The organism is Nocardiopsis sp. NPDC007018 (assembly GCF_040635075.1).
Lineage (GTDB): Bacteria > Actinomycetota > Actinomycetes > Streptosporangiales > Streptosporangiaceae > Nocardiopsis.
This window is the reverse complement of the sequence record NZ_JBEYHA010000064.1, coordinates 1-18,266: the sequence shown is the minus strand read 5'-3', so window position 1 is coordinate 18,266 and position 18,266 is coordinate 1. Positions and strand designations below refer to the sequence as shown.

General features: G+C 72.3%; 16 protein-coding genes. 9 read left to right on the top strand and 7 right to left on the bottom strand.

Going from position 1 to position 18,266, the window contains the following annotated elements; all coding sequences use genetic code 11:
• Window positions 1-37 precede the first annotated feature (37 nt).
• Window positions 38-1,270, bottom strand: coding sequence for a PLP-dependent aminotransferase family protein (locus ABZ635_RS24125; protein WP_357769155.1), 1,233 nt, complete (start codon window positions 1,268-1,270; stop codon window positions 38-40).
• A 548-nt stretch (window positions 1,271-1,818) separates the two neighbouring features.
• On the opposite strand from ABZ635_RS24125, the gene ABZ635_RS24120 reads away from it, so the two are divergent.
• Window positions 1,819-2,427 (top strand): hypothetical protein, encoded by a 609-nt coding sequence (locus ABZ635_RS24120; RefSeq protein ID WP_357769148.1) that lies wholly within the window; start codon window positions 1,819-1,821, stop codon window positions 2,425-2,427.
• Between the two features lie 303 nt (window positions 2,428-2,730).
• Here ABZ635_RS24120 and ABZ635_RS24115 read toward each other — a convergent pair whose 3' ends face one another.
• On the bottom strand, window positions 2,731-4,074 hold the full coding sequence (locus ABZ635_RS24115) for a GAF domain-containing protein (RefSeq protein WP_357769147.1): 1,344 nt from the start codon (window positions 4,072-4,074) through the stop codon (window positions 2,731-2,733).
• 624 nt (window positions 4,075-4,698) lie between these two features.
• On the opposite strand from ABZ635_RS24115, the gene speB reads away from it, so the two are divergent.
• Window positions 4,699-5,658 carry an agmatinase gene (speB, locus tag ABZ635_RS24110; protein ID WP_357769146.1) on the top strand — a complete coding sequence of 320 codons (960 nt, stop codon included), beginning with the start codon at window positions 4,699-4,701 and terminating at the stop codon, window positions 5,656-5,658.
• A gap of 20 nt (window positions 5,659-5,678) precedes the next feature.
• Here the strand turns inward: speB and ABZ635_RS24105 are convergent, their stop codons facing one another.
• Both ABZ635_RS24105 and ddaH read right to left on the bottom strand, forming a co-directional pair.
• On the bottom strand, window positions 5,679-6,302 hold the full coding sequence (locus tag ABZ635_RS24105) for a TetR/AcrR family transcriptional regulator (protein ID WP_357769145.1): 624 nt from the start codon (window positions 6,300-6,302) through the stop codon (window positions 5,679-5,681).
• A 168-nt stretch (window positions 6,303-6,470) separates the two neighbouring features.
• On the bottom strand, window positions 6,471-7,310 hold the full coding sequence (gene ddaH, locus ABZ635_RS24100; protein WP_357769144.1) for a dimethylargininase: 840 nt from the start codon (window positions 7,308-7,310) through the stop codon (window positions 6,471-6,473).
• 244 nt (window positions 7,311-7,554) lie between these two features.
• Here ddaH and ABZ635_RS24095 point away from each other — a divergent pair, with 244 nt between their 5' ends.
• Both ABZ635_RS24095 and ABZ635_RS24090 read left to right on the top strand, forming a co-directional pair.
• Window positions 7,555-8,649, top strand: coding sequence for a zinc-binding dehydrogenase (locus ABZ635_RS24095; protein WP_357769143.1), 1,095 nt, complete (start codon window positions 7,555-7,557; stop codon window positions 8,647-8,649).
• A gap of 202 nt (window positions 8,650-8,851) precedes the next feature.
• Entirely contained in the window at window positions 8,852-10,516 is a 1,665-nt protein-coding gene (locus tag ABZ635_RS24090; RefSeq protein WP_357769142.1) for an FAD-binding dehydrogenase, read from the top strand.
• Between the two features lie 85 nt (window positions 10,517-10,601).
• On the opposite strand, the gene ABZ635_RS24085 is transcribed toward ABZ635_RS24090, so the two are convergent.
• Together ABZ635_RS24085 and ABZ635_RS24080 are read right to left on the bottom strand one after the other, a co-directional pair.
• Window positions 10,602-10,841, bottom strand: a complete 240-nt coding sequence (locus tag ABZ635_RS24085) for a hypothetical protein (RefSeq protein ID WP_357769141.1) — start codon at window positions 10,839-10,841, stop codon at window positions 10,602-10,604.
• Window positions 10,842-10,857: 16 nt separating this feature from the next.
• Entirely contained in the window at window positions 10,858-11,766 is a 909-nt protein-coding gene (locus ABZ635_RS24080) for an SPFH domain-containing protein (RefSeq protein ID WP_357769140.1), read from the bottom strand.
• Window positions 11,767-11,884: 118 nt separating this feature from the next.
• On the opposite strand from ABZ635_RS24080, the gene ABZ635_RS24075 reads away from it, so the two are divergent.
• Window positions 11,885-12,382, top strand: a complete 498-nt coding sequence (locus ABZ635_RS24075; RefSeq protein WP_357769139.1) for a PH domain-containing protein — start codon at window positions 11,885-11,887, stop codon at window positions 12,380-12,382.
• Window positions 12,379-14,148, top strand: a complete 1,770-nt coding sequence (locus tag ABZ635_RS24070; protein ID WP_357769138.1) for a PH domain-containing protein — start codon at window positions 12,379-12,381, stop codon at window positions 14,146-14,148. Before ABZ635_RS24075 ends, ABZ635_RS24070 begins: the two co-directional genes overlap by 4 nt.
• Before the next feature lie 156 nt (window positions 14,149-14,304).
• On the opposite strand, the gene ABZ635_RS24065 is transcribed toward ABZ635_RS24070, so the two are convergent.
• Window positions 14,305-14,658, bottom strand: coding sequence for an STAS domain-containing protein (locus ABZ635_RS24065; protein WP_357769154.1), 354 nt, complete (start codon window positions 14,656-14,658; stop codon window positions 14,305-14,307).
• A 460-nt stretch (window positions 14,659-15,118) separates the two neighbouring features.
• Between ABZ635_RS24065 and ABZ635_RS24060 the strand changes: the two genes are divergently transcribed.
• The 3 genes from ABZ635_RS24060 (at window position 15,119) to ABZ635_RS24050 (ending at window position 18,109) form a co-directional block, all read left to right on the top strand.
• Window positions 15,119-15,655 (top strand): NUDIX hydrolase family protein, encoded by a 537-nt coding sequence (locus ABZ635_RS24060; protein ID WP_357769137.1) that lies wholly within the window; start codon window positions 15,119-15,121, stop codon window positions 15,653-15,655.
• A 161-nt stretch (window positions 15,656-15,816) separates the two neighbouring features.
• Window positions 15,817-16,500 (top strand): nucleoside/nucleotide kinase family protein, encoded by a 684-nt coding sequence (locus ABZ635_RS24055; protein ID WP_357769136.1) that lies wholly within the window; start codon window positions 15,817-15,819, stop codon window positions 16,498-16,500.
• Window positions 16,501-16,747: 247 nt separating this feature from the next.
• Window positions 16,748-18,109 (top strand): MFS transporter, encoded by a 1,362-nt coding sequence (locus ABZ635_RS24050; RefSeq protein WP_357769135.1) that lies wholly within the window; start codon window positions 16,748-16,750, stop codon window positions 18,107-18,109.
• Window positions 18,110-18,266: the final 157 nt, after the last annotated feature.

Sequence of the window (18,266 nt, the reverse complement as noted above, 5' to 3'; positions counted from 1 at the left end):
TGCTGCGGTCATGGTGCTGGGCCCTTACGAGAGGATGTCAGGGCAGGTCAGGGGTGGGTGCCTGGCTGCCTTCGGTAGGCGTTGAGAGCGCGGGACCGAAGGTGTCGCGCAGGTCGATCTCGCCCTCGATCGCGGCCACGAGTCGGCGGACACCCTCGCGGATCTGTTCGGGGGTGGGGTAACAGAAGCTCAGGCGCATGCTGTCCCGGCCGCGCTCGTCGGCGTAGAAGCCGGTGCCGGGAACGTAGGCCACGCGCTCGTTGAGGGCGCGCGGCAGCATGGCCTTGGCGTCGATGCCCTCGGGCAGGGTCGCCCACACGAAGAACCCGCCCTCGGGCCGGGTCCACGTGCACCCGGCGGGCATCATCGCCTCCAGGGAACCGAGCATCGCGTCGCGGCGCTCGCTGTACATGGAGTTGAACGCCTTGATCTGTTCCTTCCAAGGGAAGGTGTTCAGGTAGCGGCGCACCACGAGCTGGTTGAACGTGGAGTGGCTGAGCATCGCGGACTCGGCGGCCAGGACCAGTTTGGCGCGCACGGGGGCGGGTGCCAGCGCCCAGCCGATGCGCAGGCCCGGGGAGAGGGTCTTGGACAGCGAGCCGAGGTAGATGACGTTGCCGTTGCCCTGGGAGTACAGGGTGGGCTCGGGCTCGCCGTCGTAGCGGAGCAATCCGTAGGGGTTGTCCTCGACCACGAGCACGTCGTGGCGCTCGCAGGCCTCCATGACCCGGGCGCGGCGCTCGGCGCTCATGGTGATCCCGGCGGGGTTCTGGAAGTTCGGGATCGTGTAGAAGAACTTGACCGGTCGGCCGTCGAGTTCGGCGCGGACCAGCGCCTCCTCCAGCTCCTCGGGGATGACGCCCTGGTCGTCCATGCCCACGTGGCGGATGTCGGCCTGGAAGGCGGCGAAGGTGTTGATCGCGGTGACGTAGGTCGGCGCCTCGGTGAGGACGACGTCGCCCGGGTCGACGAAGACACGGGTGACCAGGTCCAGGGCCTGCTGGGAGCCGACGGTGACGATGAGGTCGTCGGGGCTGGCCCGCACGCCCTCCAGCGTCATGTACTCGCAGATCTGTTCGCGCAGGACGGGGTCGCCCTGGGCGGAGCCGTACTGGAGGGCGGTGGCGCCCTCCTCGGAGACGACGTCCTTGACCAGGTCGCCGATCTGTTCGAGGGGCAGGGCGGCGACGTTGGGCATCCCGCCCGCCAGGGAGACGATCTCCGGCCGTGAGGCGACCGCGAAGAGTGCCCTGACCTCCGATGCCACCATGCCCTGTGCTCGGTGTGCGTAACGGCCGACGTGCGGGTCGATACGCGAACCCTGTTGGCCGGGCTGCTGCTCTCGGTGGTCAGCGGACACGATCCACCTCCGAAGGAAGGACGGTCTGTGGGGCCGTCGTGGCGGGACGACCGGGGTCGTCGTTGATCCCTGGTTCGACGCCGCGCGCGGCCCGTTGGTTCACCGTGCGTCTCCCGTGGCCACGGGGGCACGGGGCGGTGACGGTGGCTGGTTCGACTGGTGCGGACCGTGGTGGAACACGGTTCGGGAAATGTCCCGAGTCTAGCCCAGCCGCTGGTCCCGGTGTGCGCGTCCCCCTCCCCCGCCCGCGTTCGCGTCTGACGGACACCGGCGTCGCCGGTCGTCGTCCCGGGCACGGTATCCCCGGTCGCGTTCCGACTCACATCGGGATGACACGAACATGACACACTTTTCACCCTTGCCACCCGAGTCGGACATACGCCATCAATCCGTCATCAGCGACATTGGTGCGGTGGACCAGAGCGCCGCACACGGCGCCGCCGACCCAGGGGGAAGTCATGGGAGTCCGCTCGACCGCCGCCACCGCGTCACTGGCCCTGCTGCTGTGCGCGCCACTCGCCTCCTGCACCGCCGACGAGGCGCCCGAACAGAGCGCCGACGCCGCGCTGCTGGAGCTGGAACGAGCCGCCGACGCCCTGTCCGTGTCGATCCTGCGCCCCGGGGCCGAGCGTGCCTTCGCCCGCAAGGGCCACCCCGTGGCCGCACCGCTGGAGTGCGCCGCCGTACCGGAGTCCGCGCCCTCGTCCGCCCCCTCCGAGGACCTCGCCGAGGGCGAGGACGCCGTCACCGCCGGCGGTGACGAGGAGGCCTCCCCGGCTCCGGACGGGCCGGAATCGCGGGGACGGGAGCGCGGCGGCCGCCTGGAGGTGCTCTGCACCGGTCAGAGCCGCGACGGAGCACAGGTCCGTTTCGAGGGCCGCCTGCTCCGCGAGGCCCTGGCCGAACGCGCGATCGGCGACGACAGTCTGCGCGGGGCCTTCACCGGGAAGGTCGGTGAGGAGGAGGTCTTCACGATGGACTGCTTCCAGTGCTCACCGGCGAACGCGCCGACGCCGGGGGCCGGGGAGGACGCGTCGGCGCCCGAACCAGCCGCCGACGCCGAATAGGCCTCACGGCACGATCGCGCGAGGGTGCGGCCCGGTGACGCACACGTCCCCGGGCCGCACCGTCAAGTGCGCGACGGCCCCGGAGTCTCCCCCGATACTCACGGGGCACCAGCCCGTCGACGCGTCCGCAGTCGAACCTCCGTCACCCCCCTCAAGGCGCGAAGGACGCGGACGCGTCCCGCACCGGTGAACAGCCCGCCGTGCCCTCTCTTGCCCGGTGGCCGCCCACCGGTGTGCGGGCCGCGCGGAACCATTGGACCCCACCGGCCGCGACGCCCGCAACGGTTGCAACAGGTTGCGACGTCATCGCCCAGAGCGATCGGGCGCTCCCCTGGACCGCGCGCGCAGGTCGCGTACGCCCGGCGCCGAGGAGCCCGGCAGCAGGTCCAGCGGCGACTCCGGCGTGAGCACCCGGACCCGGAGGTCCTCGGCGAAGCGGTAGGGACGGCTCTCGATCAGACCGCCCAGGTTGCGCCGCATCCGGGAGAGTTCGGCCCGCACGGTCACCACGTGCTGGTCGGAGCCGAACACGTCCTGGGAGAGCTGTACCCCGGACCGCCCCTCACGATGCGCCGCGAGCAGCAGCAGGAACTCGGAGTGACGCGGTGAGAGGCGGTGGGCCCACTCGCCGCTGTCCCCCGCCACCGTCACGGTGGCCGCGCCGGGCCGGGTCAGGTCCAGGGTGACGGAGCCGGGTACGGCCCGCTCCCCGGAACCCGGCCGTACCAGCCACCCCCCGGGCAACGGCTCCAGGACGCACTCCCCCAGTGTCGGCAGCCAGACGGTTCCACCGTCGCAACGCTTGGGCAGCTGCACTCTGCGGACCGGCTCCGTGTGGACGGCGGCCGCGGTCCACCCGTTCTCGTCCACGACCAGCGCGGGGCGGCTCAGCCCAGCGATCAGGGGGGCCGCCACCGACCGCAGCCGTTCCAGGTGGCTGTGGTGCAGTCCCTGGAGGTGCGCCTCGGCCAGTCGCGCGACCGCGTTGACCAGGGCCAGGGTGGTGGGGTGGACGGTGGACACGGGCCCGGTGACGTCGATGGCGCCCAGCAGCCGCCCGTCCCGGGGGTCGTGCACCGGGGCGCACGCGCAGGTGAGCGCGTGCAGGCTGCGCACGTAGTGCTCGGCCGAGTAGACCTGGAGGGGACGCCCCACCACGAGCGCGGTCCCGATGGCGTTGGTGCCCGCGCTCCCCTCGTTCCAGTAGGCGCCCTCCACCAGCCCGACCCGGTCGCCGACCGCCCGCATCCGGTGGGAACCCTCCCGCCACAGCACCCGGCCCGCCGCGTCCGTCACCAGCATGATGTGCTCGGCCTCGTCGGCGACCGACACCAGGGAACGGCGGATCAGCGGAAGGACCTCGGAGATCGGCGACGCCTCCCGGTGGCGCTGGAGTTCGTCCATCCTGGCCATCTTGGGCGGCGACGCGCCGAAGGGATCGATGCCGAACTGGCGCATCCGCTCCCAGGAGTCCTCGATCACCGGGCGCAGCGGCGCGGGCGTGGGCCGACCGGTGAGCAGCGCGTCGTGGACCCTGCCGAGCAGGACCGCGTGCTCGCGCGCGTTGGCGCCGGAGGGCAGCGCCGTGTCCAGGGAGGGGTAGCGTGCGCCCGGCCCCTGCCGCAGTGACCGCCCCGGCCCGCTCACCACGGGCTCCGGCGGACGGCGGACGCCCCGCCCGGCAGGACTCCGGAGACCGGACGCCACCGGTCTGGTGGAGCCCCGTTGACGACCGTCACGACCCCGCCGACGACCCGGAACCCGTTCCTCCGGACACGCGCGTTCATGTGGCCCCCACAGGTCCTCGGTTGGGCAAGGAGTTCCCCAGTTTCCTGGTTCGAGTGTGGCGGGGCCAACAGAACCGGGAGAAGCGTTCTATTCGGCGGCACTGACGGACCGTCTCTTCCGAATCCTGTGGAGTCCTCCCCCGGGCGAGCCTCGCTGTTCACCGTGGTCGACACACGGGAGGTGAGCGGCCTCCCCGACGACCGCTCCCGAAGCGGCCGCGGGGCCATGGCCGGAAGCGGCCATACGGACCCTCGAAGTTCGGGTTCGTGGTAAAAGCGGCGGCCCATGGCCACGCTCGGAGGTGTACCGTGGCCGATCCCGGCCCTCGACCCGCCCGGGGCCGCCCTCCTCCCGCCGTCGAACGCACTCCTTGGCCGAACCGTCCAAAAGGACGCCGAGGGATCGTACGGTTCGGATACCGGAGGGCGGCCTCACCGCTGCCTACGCTGGCCGAAGCCGCACCCGTCGACAGGAACGGACCAGATGAACAGCCCGATCGGCCCCACCGACTCCAGTCTCGTCCCCCGCTTCGCCGGCCCGGCGACCTTCGCCCGGCTGCCCAGGATCGACCAGGTCGACCACGCCGACGTGGCGGTCGTGGGCGTCCCGTTCGACACGGGGGTGTCCTACCGGCCGGGGGCCCGCTTCGGGCCGTCCGCCATCCGGGAGGCCAGCCGTCTGCTGCGCCCCTACAACCCCGGACTGGACGTGGCCCCCTTCGAGAGCCTCCAGGTGGTGGACGGCGGCGACATCGCCGTGAACCCGTTCTCCGTCAGGGACGCCGTGGAAACCCTGGACCAGGGCGCCTCGGCCTTCGTGACGGCCGGAACCACGCTGGTCACGCTGGGCGGCGACCACACCATCGCGCTGCCTCTGCTGCGCTCGCTGTACCGCGTCCACGGGCCGATCGCCCTGCTGCACTTCGACGCCCACCTGGACACCTGGGACACCTACTTCGGGGAGCCCTACACCCACGGCACACCGTTCCGCCGGGCCGTGGAGGAGGGCGTCCTGGACACCGAGGCGATCGCGCACGTGGGCACCCGGGGGCCGCTCTACGGCAAGCGCGACCTGGAGGAGGACCGCCGTTTCGGATTCGGGATCGTGACCTCCGCCGACGTCATGCGCAAGGGAGTGGACGAGGTCGCCGACGCGCTGCGCCAGCGGATCGGCGACCGTCCTCTGTACGTGTCCGTGGACATCGACGTGCTGGACCCGGCGCACGCTCCCGGCACCGGAACCCCCGAGGCCGGGGGGCTGACCAGCCGCGAGTTGCTGGAGATCCTGCGCGGCCTGGCCGACCTGAACCTGGTCGGCGCGGATGTGGTCGAGGTGGCTCCGGCCTACGACCACGCGCAGATCACGTCGACCGCCGCCGCTCACGTGGCCTACGACCTGGTGAGCCTGCTGGCCCTGCGCCACCAGCGCCGGGCCAGGCCCTAGGCACCCCGGGCGCGCCCCGCTCACGCCTCGACGGGGCGGCGTTCGCGCAGGTGCGCCCAGGTGAGCGCGGTGACGTGCCCGGCCATCGTGTCCGGAGTCTCGTCGGGGTGGTCCAGCAGCCAGTCGGCGAAGGCGTCGGCCGTGCTCACCGCGACGCGCGCGAGGAGCTGGGCGTCGCGGGGTTCGAGTACGCCGTGTCCATCCCGGGTACAGGAGGCGATGAGATCGGCCACCTCGGCGGTGACGCGGTCGCGCATCCGGGTGGTCTGGCCCGCGAACGGCTCGCCCTGGGCGGCGGCGCGCCGGTAGAGGACGGTCCAGCTCTCGCGGTTGTCCACGACGAAGGCGAAGAAGGCCTGCATGCCCCGGCGCAGGGGGTCCTCCTCCCGGGGCGCCAGCGGGTCCTGGACGGCGGTCCGGACCGCCTCGACCAGCCGCTCCGTCTCGCGTCGCACACAGGCGACGAAGATCCGCTCCTTCGAGCCGAGATAGTGGTAGACGGTCGGTTTGGAGGTCCCGGCCGCCGCCGCGATCGCGTCCACGCTGACCGTGCGGTAGTCGCCCCGGGAGAACACGGAGACGGCGGCGTCGATCAGCTGCCGTTCCCGGTCCGCGCGCCCGAGCCCGCGTCGTTTGGTCGTCACGTGAACCGAGCCTACGGGCGCGTGGCGCCCGAGGGCGCGGGCCGTTGGTCCACCCGTCCCGGCCGGTTCCCGGGGCCCGTGACCGGGCGGGCGTGACCTGTGCGGCCGCCACCGGCCCCGGGGCGGCGCGTGGCGCATCCCACAGAGGGCCTCGGTGGCTTCGGAGTCTCACGCCAGGGGGTGGTCCCGGAGCTCCAGGGTGCAGCACTTGGCGCCGCCACCCGCCTTGCGCAGCTCGTCGAGTTCCACCGGGTGGACGGTGAACCCCAGCGCCCGCAGCCGGTCGGCGAGCCGGGTGGCCTCCGCGGCGACGACCACGTCGTGCCCGTCGCTGACCGCGTTGAGCCCGAGGACGCGGGCGTCCTCCTCCGTGGCGATCAGGGCGTCGGGGAAGAGGGCCTCCAGAACCCGGCGGCTGCCCTTGGAGAAGGCACCGGGGTAGTAGGCGATCCGGTCGCCGGACAGGGCGAACAACGCCGTGTCCAGGTGGTAGAAGCGCGGGTCGACCAGTTGCAGGGTGACCACCGGGCGCCCCAGGAGGCGCTCGGCCTCCTGGTGGGCTGCGGCCTCGGTCCGAAAGCCCGTCGCGGCCAGGACGACCTCGTCGAGGGTGATGAAGTCGCCCTCGCCCTCGTTGACGTACTTGGCCTCCGAGGTCTCGGTGTACCCCTCCTGGCGGAACCAGTCCAGGTAGGCGGGGCCCTCGGGGGTGCGCTCGGCGCTGGCGAACCGGGCTCCGTAGACGCGGCCGTCCACGACCAGCGCGCCGTTGGCCGCGAAGACCATGTCGGGCAGCCCCTCGATCGGCGCGATCTCGCTCACCCGGTGGCCGAGGGAGAGGTAGAGGTCCCGCAGCTCCTCCCACTGGCGGATGGCGCGCGGCCGGTCCACCACCACGTCGGGGTCCATCCAGGGGTTGATGGCGTACTCCACCGTGAAGTAGGTGGGTCGGCACATGAGGTAGTGCCGCCGCGTGGGCGCGGTCGAAGGGCCGTCGGGTCGAGCCATGGAACCTCCCCGTCGAGGCGTACCGGAGACCGGTGGACACGTACCGGTCCGGGCAGCGGGCCGGGCCGCGTCTCCGGCGGACAAAGAGGAGATACCCACCCAGAAGCCCCGCCAACACAGGCTTTCCTCAAGGGTGACGCGTTCGGGAGGAAGGGGGCGACACGTCGGGGAGCGGTCACCCCCCACGCGAAAGACCGACCGGCCGGTATTGCTAGGGTCGCGGGACTTCCGCGATTGGAGAGCCATGAGTACGACCGTCAGGGCCGCCGTCTTCTCCGCCACCGGCGCCTCCCCCGAGATCCGCGACGTCGTCCTGCCCGACCCGGGCCCCGGCCAGGCCCTGGTCCGCATGTCGGCGGCGGGGGTGTGCCACTCCGACCTCTCGCTGTCCGACGGCACCCTGCCGCAGACCTGGCCCGCCGTGCTCGGCCACGAGGGGGCGGGCACCGTGGAGGCGGTCGGCCCCGGGGTGACCGAGGTGGCGCCGGGCCAGCGGGTGATCCTGAACTGGGCTCCGCCCTGCCGGTCCTGCTGGTTCTGCGCCCAGGACGAACCCCACCTGTGCGAACACGCCCTGGACGGCACGCTCTCCCCCTACGCGGAACTCGGCGACGGCACCCCCGTCTACCCGGGGCTGAACACGGGAGCCTTCGCCGAGGCCACGGTGGTACCGGTCGGCGCCCTCGTTCCGTTGCCGGAGGGGGTCGACCCGGCGGTCGCGGCGGTGCTCGGGTGCGCGGTGCTCACCGGCTGGGGCGCGGTGAACAACGTCGCCCGGCTGCGACCGGGACGGTCCGCGCTGGTGCTGGGGCTGGGCGGGGTCGGCCTGTCGCTGCTCCAGGCGGCCCGGATCGCCGGGGCCGACCCCCTGGTGGCGGTCGACGCCTCCCCCGAGAAGGAGGAACTGGCCCGGTCGCTGGGCGCCACCGACTTCCTGGTCGCCGACGACGACACCCACCGGGCCGTGCGGCGGCTCACCGGCGGACGGGGGGTCGACCACGCTTTCGAGGTGGTCGGCCGGGCCTCGGTGGTACGCACCGCGTGGAACGCGGCCCGCCGGGGCGGAACCGTGACGGTGGTGGGCGTGGGCTCGCACCGGGACGAGGTGTCCTTCAGCGCCCTGGAGCTGTTCCACCAGGCCCGCACGCTCCAGGGTTGCGTGTACGGGTCCTCCGACCCGGTCCGGGACATCCCGCTGCTGGCCGAGGCGGTCCGCTCCGGAGAGCTGCGGCTGGCCGAGATGATCACCGACGAGATCCCCCTGGAGGGCGTGCCCGAGGCCTTCGAGCGGATGCGCCGGGGGCGGGGCGGCCGGTCCCTGGTCCGCTTCGGAGCCTGACCCGGCGAGGCGGTGGCCGCCAATCGGCGCCAGGGTCGCGGAGAGGAACACCGAGCGCCTTCCCGGAGGCCTTTGTCACCGGGTGACAAAGGATGTGGCGGGGGGCACACACCAGCCTTGCCCACGACCCCGCTCCGGTGCACAGTCGGCACCATCACGCACGCCGCGCCCGCCGGCGCGGACGACCCCCGAGGAGAACCGCATGGGCACCGGAGCCGACCAGGCCGACGTCGTCGTCGTGGGGGCGGGACTGGCCGGACTGGCCGCCGCCGCCGAACTCGCCGACGCCGGGAGGCGGGTGGTCCTGCTGGACCAGGAACCCGAACAGTCCCTCGGCGGGCAGGCGCACTGGTCCTTCGGCGGGCTGTTCTTCGTCGACTCCCCCGAACAGCGCCGCATGGGCATCCGGGACTCCCGTGAGCTGGCCCTCCAGGACTGGATGGGCACCGCCGCCTTCGACCGCCCGGAGGACGCGTGGCCGCGCCGGTGGGCCGAGGCGTACGTGGACTTCGCCGCGGGCGAGAAGTACTCCTGGCTGCGCCGGATGGGCCTGAGGATCTTCCCCGTCGTGGGATGGGCCGAGCGCGGCGGCTACCTCGCCGACGGCCACGGCAACTCGGTCCCCCGCTTCCACATCACCTGGGGCACCGGACCGGGCGTGGTCGCACCCTTCGCACGCCGGGTGCGCGACGCCGCCGAACGGGGCCTGATCTCGCTGCGCTTCCGCCACCGGGTGGACGAACTGGTGGTGACCGCGGGGGCGGTCACCGGGGTGCGCGGCACGGTACTGGCCCCCAGCGACGCCGAACGGGGCCGGGCCAGCAACCGGGACGCCACTGGAGACTTCGAGATCGGCGCCCAGGCCGTCATCGTGACCGCCGGGGGCATCGGCGGCAACCGCGACCTGGTGCGCCGGAACTGGCCGGAGCGGTTGGGAGCCGCGCCCCGGCACATGCTCTCGGGGGTGCCCGCCCACGTGGACGGGAGGATGCTCGGCATCACGGAGCGGGCGGGCGGCGAGGTCATCAACCGCGACCGGATGTGGCACTACACCGAGGGCATCCAGAACTGGGACCCGGTCTGGGAGCGGCACGGCATCCGCATCCTGCCCGGCCCGTCGTCGCTGTGGCTGGACGCGACCGGCAAGCGCCTGCCCGCCCCGTACTTCCCCGGTTTCGACACACTGGGAACCCTGGACCACATCATGCGCACCGGCCACGAGTACACGTGGTTCGTGCTGTCGCAGAAGATCATCGAGAAGGAGTTCGGCCTCTCCGGTTCCGAACAGAACCCGGACCTCACCGGCAAGGACCTCAAGCTCGTCCTCCAACGGGTGCTCCCCGGCGCGCCGGGCCCCGTGGAGGCCTTCAAGCGCAACGGGGCCGACTTCGTGGTCGCCGACCGGCTGCCCGAGCTGATCCGGCGGATGAGGGAGGTCGCGGGTGACGACGTGCTGGACGCCGACACGGTGACCCGCGAGGTGGTGGCCCGCGATCGGGAGATGGCCAACACCTTCACCAAGGACCTCCAGGTGATGGCGATCCACGGCGCCCGCAACTACCGGGGCGACCGGCTCGCCCGCGTGGCCCGGCCACACCAGATCCTGGACCCCAAGGCCGGTCCGCTCATCGCGGTGCGCCTGCACGTCCTCACCCGCAAGACCCTCGGCGGGCTGCACACCGATCTGGACGCCCGGGTGCTCCGTGCCGACGGCACGCCGTTGCCGGGGGTGTACGCGGCCGGTGAGGTGGCGGGGTTCGGCGGGGGCGGCGTGCACGGGTACCGCTCCCTGGAGGGCACCTTCCTCGGCGGCTGCCTCTTCTCGGGCCGCACCGCGGGCAGGGCCGCCGCCGCGGCGCTGGGCTAGCCGGAAGGAGCACGGGTCGGAGGACGAACTCTGGCCCGGACCGATCGCGGGGGAGCCGGGCGCCCGGCGCGGGCGCCCGGCTCCGTCACGTCCGTCCCCCGCCCGGCTCCGGGTCTTCGGGGGCCTCGGAGGCCTTCTTGCGCGGACGGCCTCGGCGGGGGAGGTCTCCGGCCTCCTTGGGCATACGCCCCGCGTCGTCCAGGGCGCGGCGCAGGAGGAACTCGATCTGGGCGTTGGTGCTCCGGAGCTCGTTCCCGGCCCAGCGCGCGAGCGCGTCGTGGACGGCGGGGTCGAGCCGCAGCAGCACCTTCTTGCGCTCGGGCACGGCACCTCACCCGGATCTACTGGTAGAGGGTCCCGGTGTTGACGACGGGGCTGGCGGGGCGGTCGGAGCACAGGACCACGAGCAGGTTACTGACCATCGCGGCCTTGCGCTCCTCGTCCAGTTCCACCACGTTCTCGTCGGACAGGCGCTCCAGGGCGCGGTCGACCAGCGTGACGGCGCCCTCGACGATCTCGGCCCGGGCGGCGATCATGGCGCTGGCCTGCTGGCGCTGGAGCATGGCCTGGGCGATCTCGGGGGCGTAGGCCAGGTGGGTGAACCTAGACTCCACGATCTTCACGCCCGCCGCGTCGACGCGCTCGGCGACCTCCTTGGACAACTGCTCGGTGATGGCGTCGGCGCTGTCGCGCAGGGACGGCACGGCGTCGTCGCCGTAGGAGTCGTAGGGGTACTTGCCCGCGATGTGGCGGACGGCGGCCTCGGTCTGGGTGGAGACGAACTGGATGAAGTCGTCGACCTCGAAGGAGGCGCGTGCGGTGTCCTCGACCTGCCAGACGACGACGGCGGCGATCTCGATTGGGCTGCCGGAGGCGTCGTTGACCTTCATGACGGAGGTCTCGTGGTTGCGGATGCGGGTGGAGATGGCGTTGCGCACGGTGAGCGGGTTGACCCAGCGCAGTCCGTCCGTGCGGATGGTCCCGACGTAGCGGCCGAAGAACTGCACGACCTGGGCCTCGTTGGGGGCGACCATGGTCAGGCCGATGGCCAGGACGACGCCGACGACGGCGATCACCGCGCCCACCGCGACCAGGGCCACGTGCAGGCCGAGCAGGGGGAGCGCCGCCACGGCGGCTCCGCCGAGGAACAGGGCCAGGGACACGACGAACATGGGGATTCCACCGGACCCGAAGGCCTCGCGTTCGCGGTACTGGGGTGCTGGCCTGACGACGTTCGGTGTCGAGCTCATCCGTCGACCGTCCTTCCTGGGGATGCGTTTTCGAGTGCTGACTGGAGCATAGCATTGTGATATCACTTTTTATGGACGGCCTCCCCCGGGGCCCTGACTGAGAGGAGAGGTCGACACCATGAGCACCGACGCTCTGCGCCTACGACCGCCCAACCACCGTGTGGACCGGCGCGCGGTCTGGTGGTGGACGACACGGTCCCTCGCGGTGACGCTCATACTCACGGTCGTCCCCGTCGTTCCCGCCCTGATCTGGGAACCGGTCCGCCCCTGGTTCCTGATCGCCGCTGGTGTCCTCGGCGGGGTCGGACTCCTGGTCACGGTCGTCATGCCGCAGTGGCGGTTCAGGGTGCACCGCTGGGAAGTGACCGACACCGCCGTGTACACCTCCAGCGGGTGGATCTGGCAGGAGTGGCGGGTGGCCCCCATGTCCCGCGTCCAGACGGTGGACACCGAGCGGGGACCACTCCAGCGGGCCTTCGGGTTGTCGAGCGTGACCGTGACGACCGCCTCCGCCGCCGGACCGATCGAGATCAGCGGCCTCGACCACCGGTTGGCGACCGAGGTGGCCGACCAGCTCACCGACAGCACCCAGGCGGTTCCCGGAGACGCGACATGACCCCCCACGACAACCACGGAACCGAAGAGGGCCGACCGATGGGGGAACCGCTACCGGAGGGGCCACCGCCCGCGGAGGGCGCGGCGGGCGCCGAGGACGGTTGGGAGCGGCTGAGCCCGCTCAGCGTGTGGGCCTCCACCGCGCTCGCGGCCGCGTTCCTCGTGCCGTCAGCGCTCGTGGGCACCGTCGTCCTGTTCGTCGTCGGGCTCCCGTGGTGGGCGCTGCTCCCCCTCCCGGGCACCCTGGCCTTCCTCGCCCTGATGACGTGGATGGAGATGGTGCGGCTGCGTGCGGCCCGCTACCGGGTCACCGACGAGCGCATGGAGATGCGTTCGGGCGTCGTCGCCCGGACCTACCGGTCGATCCCGCGTGAGCGCGTGCGCACCGTGGACGTGGCCGCCCCGATCTACACACGGATCTTCGGCCTGTGCGCGGTGACCGTGGGCACGGGGGAGTCCGCCGGGGCCGGCGGTGGGGACCAGCTCAAGCTGGAGTACGTGACCACGGGTCAGGGCGAACGGCTGCGCCGGGAGCTGCTGCGCCGCACCGCGCCCGCGAGCGCGTCCGACGACGCCGCCGAGGGCTCCTCCGAAGAGGCCGGGCAGGAGACCGAGCTGGCCCGGCTGAACCCCCGCTGGTTCGCCTACGCCCCCGCCACTCCGGCGACCCTGGGGATCGGCCTCGGTGTGCTCGCCGCGCTCGTCGGGGCCAACGCCCAGAGCGGCGGTCACGCCTGGAGGTGGGTTTCGGACCAGGCCGGGCTGCCCAGTGCGCAGGAGTTGTCCGGCATCGTGATGGGGCAGCTGCTGCTGGTCGTCCCCACCGTCCTACTGGTCCTGCTGGTCTCGGGCACCGCCGTGCTGCTCCTGGCCGCCGTGGAGACCTGGTGGGACTACCGGCTCGTCCGGGAGCCCGACGGTACCGTGCGGCTGCGCCGGGGATTGCTGACCAGTGTCTCCCTGTCGGTGGAGGGCCGCCGACTCAACGGCGTGGTGCTCCACGAGCCCCTCGTCCTGCGGTCGGTGGGTGGCGCCTCCGTCCGCGCGGTGGCCACCGGCCTGTCGGCCGGCGACTCGCAGAAGACGGAGGCCAAGAGCCGCCTCTCCCCCGCCATGCCCCGGGGCCGGGCCCGGCGGTTGGGCGCCGCCCTGATGGGCGATCCCTCCTCGGCGCTGGACGCGCCGTTGGCGGTCCACCCGAAGGCGGCCCTGCGCCGCCGGTTCACCCGGGCGACGGTGTGCTCGTTCCTGGCGCTGGCCGTGGCCGGAGGGCTGGCCTGGCTGCACCGGGTGGCGACCGAGACCTGGTGGGCGGCGCTGCGCAGGGCCGAGGAGCAGTTCATGCCGTTCCCGCTGGCCACGCCGACCGTCGAGGCCACACCGGGTTGGGGATGGTTCGCGGTGGCGCTGCTGTTCGCCGCGCTGGCGTTCTGGTACGCGGTGGGCTCCTACCGGGGCCTGGGGCACGGCCTGCATCCGCGGTATCTCGTGGTGCGCGGGGGTATGGCCTCCCGGGAGACCGTCACCCTGGAGCGGGCGGCGGTGATCGGCTGGCGGATCACACGGTCGCCGTTCCAGCGCCGCCTGGGCCTGGCGGACGTGTCGGCGACCACGGCCTCCGGCGAGGGGATGTACACCGCCCGGGACGTGGGTGTGGGTCAGGGTCTGGCCTGGGCGGACGAGGCCGTGCCCGAGCTCCTGGCGCCGTTCCTGGAGCGCGCGGGCGACGAGGGAGCCCCCGGGCGGGCGCCCTCGGCCCTGCCCTAGGAAGTCGGCCCCCACCGTGTGACACCGCGGAGCTCGCTCGGCGGAGCACGGTGGGGCCGCCGGTCGTCGTCCCGCGCGGCGCACCCGGCGCACCGGGCTTCGGCGGGGCGCCGGGAGACGCGTCGTCGACCGGGCACGGTCGCGCCCGGGTCGGAGTCAGGGCACGGGGTTGTCGAAGATGGGTTCGCCGTCCACCCGCAGGCCGCTGGTGTGGGTGAGCGCCATCTCCACCATGGGGTAGACCTCGAACAGCCGCCGCATGCCCAGCGCCTCCAGCACCCGGTCGGCGATCGGCGCGGGTTCGGCCAGGACCACGTGTCTGCCCTGCCCGGTCAGGACCTGGTAGACGGCCACCAGCGCGCGTACGCCGCTGGCGTCGAAGAATCCGAGGCCGGACATGTCCACGACCAGACAGTCGCACCGCGAGGCCTGGGCGGCCTGGAGCAGCCTCTCCCGGAGGCGGTCGGCGGTGGCCAGGTCCACCTCACCGTGGACGCGCACCACCGTCACTCCCGTGCAGGGAAATCGTTCCTGGGCCGAGAACGGGCCATCCTTCGCCACTCGGGCCACCTCTCACCGGACGTAACCTTCCCACTACGCAACCGCGTACGAGATCGTAACCTCTTCAGTGAGCTTCCGGGAGGGTTTCCTGAGAAAAACCGCCGGAATCTCGCCGATATGCCCCCTCCGCCACCCGGGTGTCACCATCGCCCGGGTTTGCCGGGGCGGCCAGGCGGGGTCGCCAACCACAGGACCCCCGTACCTTCCTCTCGGACACTCCCGATCCGACCCCCGCACCGTGCTTTCCGCGCGTTCGTGCGGTAAAAGCGGTACTTGGACACCCGTGTGTCGGCCGGTGACGCCGTTCCCCCTGGGGGCGCGGGTCGCCGACCGCCCTCATGGACACGATGAGAGCGAAGGGAGGGAGCGGTACGCGGCTGCCCCGGGCAGTCCGCCGACCGCGACCCGATTGACCGAAACCGCTGACACCCAACCCGGCTGGTTCTCCTCCGAGGAGCTCGACAGCGTCCGCGCCAACATGCCCGTGCTCTACGTCCAGGCGGTGCCCGTGCGGGTGGACGAGTCCGGGTCGGTGACGCACGTGGGTCTGCTGATGCGCGCCGACCCCGACGGCAGCTTCAATCGGTCGGTGGTCTCCGGACGGGTCCTGTACCACGAGCGGGTGCGGGACGCGCTCCTGCGCCACCTGGAGAAGGACCTGGGCCCGGTCGCCCTGCCCCGTATCCCCAGCTCCCCACAGCCGTTCACGGTCGCCGAGTACTTCCCCACCCCCGGGGTCACCCCGTTCCACGACCCCCGCCAGCACGCGGTGGCCATGGCCTACGTGGTACCGGTGAGCGGCGACTGCCAACCGCGCCAGGACGCCCTGGACCTCGTGTGGTTCACACCGGAGGAGGCCACCAGCCCGCAGGTGCGGGCGGAGATGCCCGGCGGCCAGGGCGTGCTGGTACGCCAGGCCCTGGCCTACGTGGGGCACGCCCCGTGAGACCCGGGGGCGGGGCCGTCCTCGGGTGAGGGCCCCGCCCCGCACTCGCCTGACCGGGGGGAGCCGGGGCGGACGAGCGCGGGCGCCGGACCCCTCGGGCGCCGCGTCCGACCGTCCCGAGTCCCGGCGGCTCCCGAAGGGGTGGGGTTAGTCTGGAGGCCATGCTCGCATCCCTCGTCGCCGACGCCCTCGCACTGGTACCGCAGGACCCGCCCGGAGGCCGCGCCCGCGTGATCCTCGGCCTGACCGGCGCCCCCGCGGCCGGTAAGTCCACGCTGGCCCGGTACCTGGTGCACGCCGTCGACGAGCGGGCGGGCAAGGGCACCGCCGGTTACCTGCCCATGGACGGCTTCCACCTGTCCAACGCCCAGCTGGACCGGTTGGGGCGCCGGAACCGCAAGGGCGCCCCGGACACCTTCGACGCCCACGGCTACCTCGCGATGGCGCGCAGGCTGCTGGCCGAGACCGACACCCCCGTCTACGTCCCGGACTACGACCGCAGGCTGCACGAGCCCATCGCCGCCCAGCACGTGATCGAGCCGGGCACCCGCCTGATCGTGACCGAGGGCAACTACCTCGCCAGCGACGAGCCCCCGTGGGACGGCGCGCGGGGGTTGTTCGCGCAGCTCTGGTACGTGGAGACCGAGGACCGGGTCCGCGAACGCCGCCTGCGGCGGCGACAGATGGCCGGGGGCGCGAACGCGGACGACGCCCGGGACTGGGTCGAGCGCAGCGACCGTCCCAACGGGGAACTCGTCAAGGGCATGCGGGAGCGCTGCACCCGGGTCGTGCGCGTGAGCGGAGTGCCCCGGCTGGGCTCCAGGGACCGCTTCTCCGCCCGTTGAAGCCCCCGACGGTGCGCCGTCCCACATGGCGGAGCGGGGGTCTCGCGGCGTGACATCGTGGCCGGTGAGGCGGATCACGGTAGGCCCTGGAACGCCTTCCCGGCGGTTGATCCCGCTTCGTCCGGTCCTGCGGTGACTCTCGCCGCCCCACCCCAAGCGTTCACATGTTGAGACAAAAGTTCCATATGGCGTCCACCGCGGCTAGCATCCCTCCATCGACCCGCACTGACCTGGAAAGAGACTCCTCATGAAGGACGTCGCCGAAGACAACACGGCGCCGGATCGGCCACAAGCCGAGACGGCACCGCCCCCGACCAACCCGAAGCGGAAGGTCCTCACGGCGAGCCTCGTGGGCACGTCCATCGAGTTCTACGACTTCTACATCTACGCGACCGCCGCGGTCCTGGTCTTCCCCTACCTGTTCTTCCCCGAGGGCGACATGATGGCCGCCCGCCTGCAGTCGCTGGCGACCTTCGCCATCGCCTTCGTGGCGCGCCCCATCGGCTCCTGGCTGTTCGGCCACTTCGGCGACCGGATCGGGCGCAAGGCCACCCTGGTGGCGTCCCTGTTGACCATGGGTATCGCGACCATCGCGATCGGCCTGCTGCCGACCTACGCGCAGATCGGCGTGGCCGCCCCGCTCCTGCTGGCACTGTGCCGGTTCGGGCAGGGGCTGGGCCTGGGCGGCGAGTGGGGCGGCGCGGCCCTGCTGGCCACCGAGAACGCTCCCCCCGGCAAGCGCGGCTTCTACGGAACGTTCCCGCAGCTCGGAGCCCCGATCGGCTTCTTCCTCGCCAACGGCGTCTTCCTGATCCTGAGCCAGGCCATGAGCGACGAGGCCTTCCTCGCCTACGGTTGGCGCATCCCGTTCCTGGTCTCCACCGTGCTGATCGTCGTCGGCCTGTGGGTGCGGCTCACCCTGCACGAGACGCCCGCCTTCGCCAAGGTCATCGCCTCCGGCGAGCGGGTCAAGACCCCCATCGTCGAGGTCTTCCGCCACAACTGGCCCGCCGTGCTCATCGGTACGCTCATCATGCTGGCGACCTACGTGCTCTTCTACCTCATGACCGTCTTCTCCCTGGGGTTCGGCACCGACCCGGAGAACGGCCTGGGCTACGAGCGCACCGACTTCCTCGTCTTCCTCCTGATCGGCGTGCTGTTCTTCGCGCTGTTCACCCCCCTCTCGGGCCTCCTGGCCGACCGGTTCGGACGCAGGCCCGTCCTGATCACCGTCACCTGCGCGATCATCGTGTTCGGCTTCGCCATGGGTCCGCTCATGGGCAGCGGCGGAACCGTCGGGGTGATGGCCTTCCTGATCATCGGCCTGTCCCTGATGGGCCTGACCTTCGGCCCGATGGCGGCGGTCCTGCCCGAGCTGTTCCCGACCAAGGTGCGCTACACGGGCGCCTCGGCCGCCTACAACCTGGCCAGCCTCCTGGGCGCCTCGTTCGCGCCCTACATCGCCACGTGGCTCGCGAGCACCTTCGGCCTGGCCTGGGTGGGCGGCTACCTGATCCTGGTCGGCACCATCACGCTGGGCGCGCTGGTCGTCAGCCGCGAGACCCGGCACGACGACCTCGACACCATCACCGCCCGGGTGACCAAGTGAGCGGGTGAGCGAGCGCCCGGGTGACGGGGGACCCTGACTCCCCGACGGGGCCGGTGCGGCGTGGGCGAATTCTAGGAGTCGTCGCAACACGTAAGGTCAGTTGCTCGTTGTGAGCAGCTTGGCGAGGCGCTCGGCTGGGGTATCCCAGCCGAGCGTT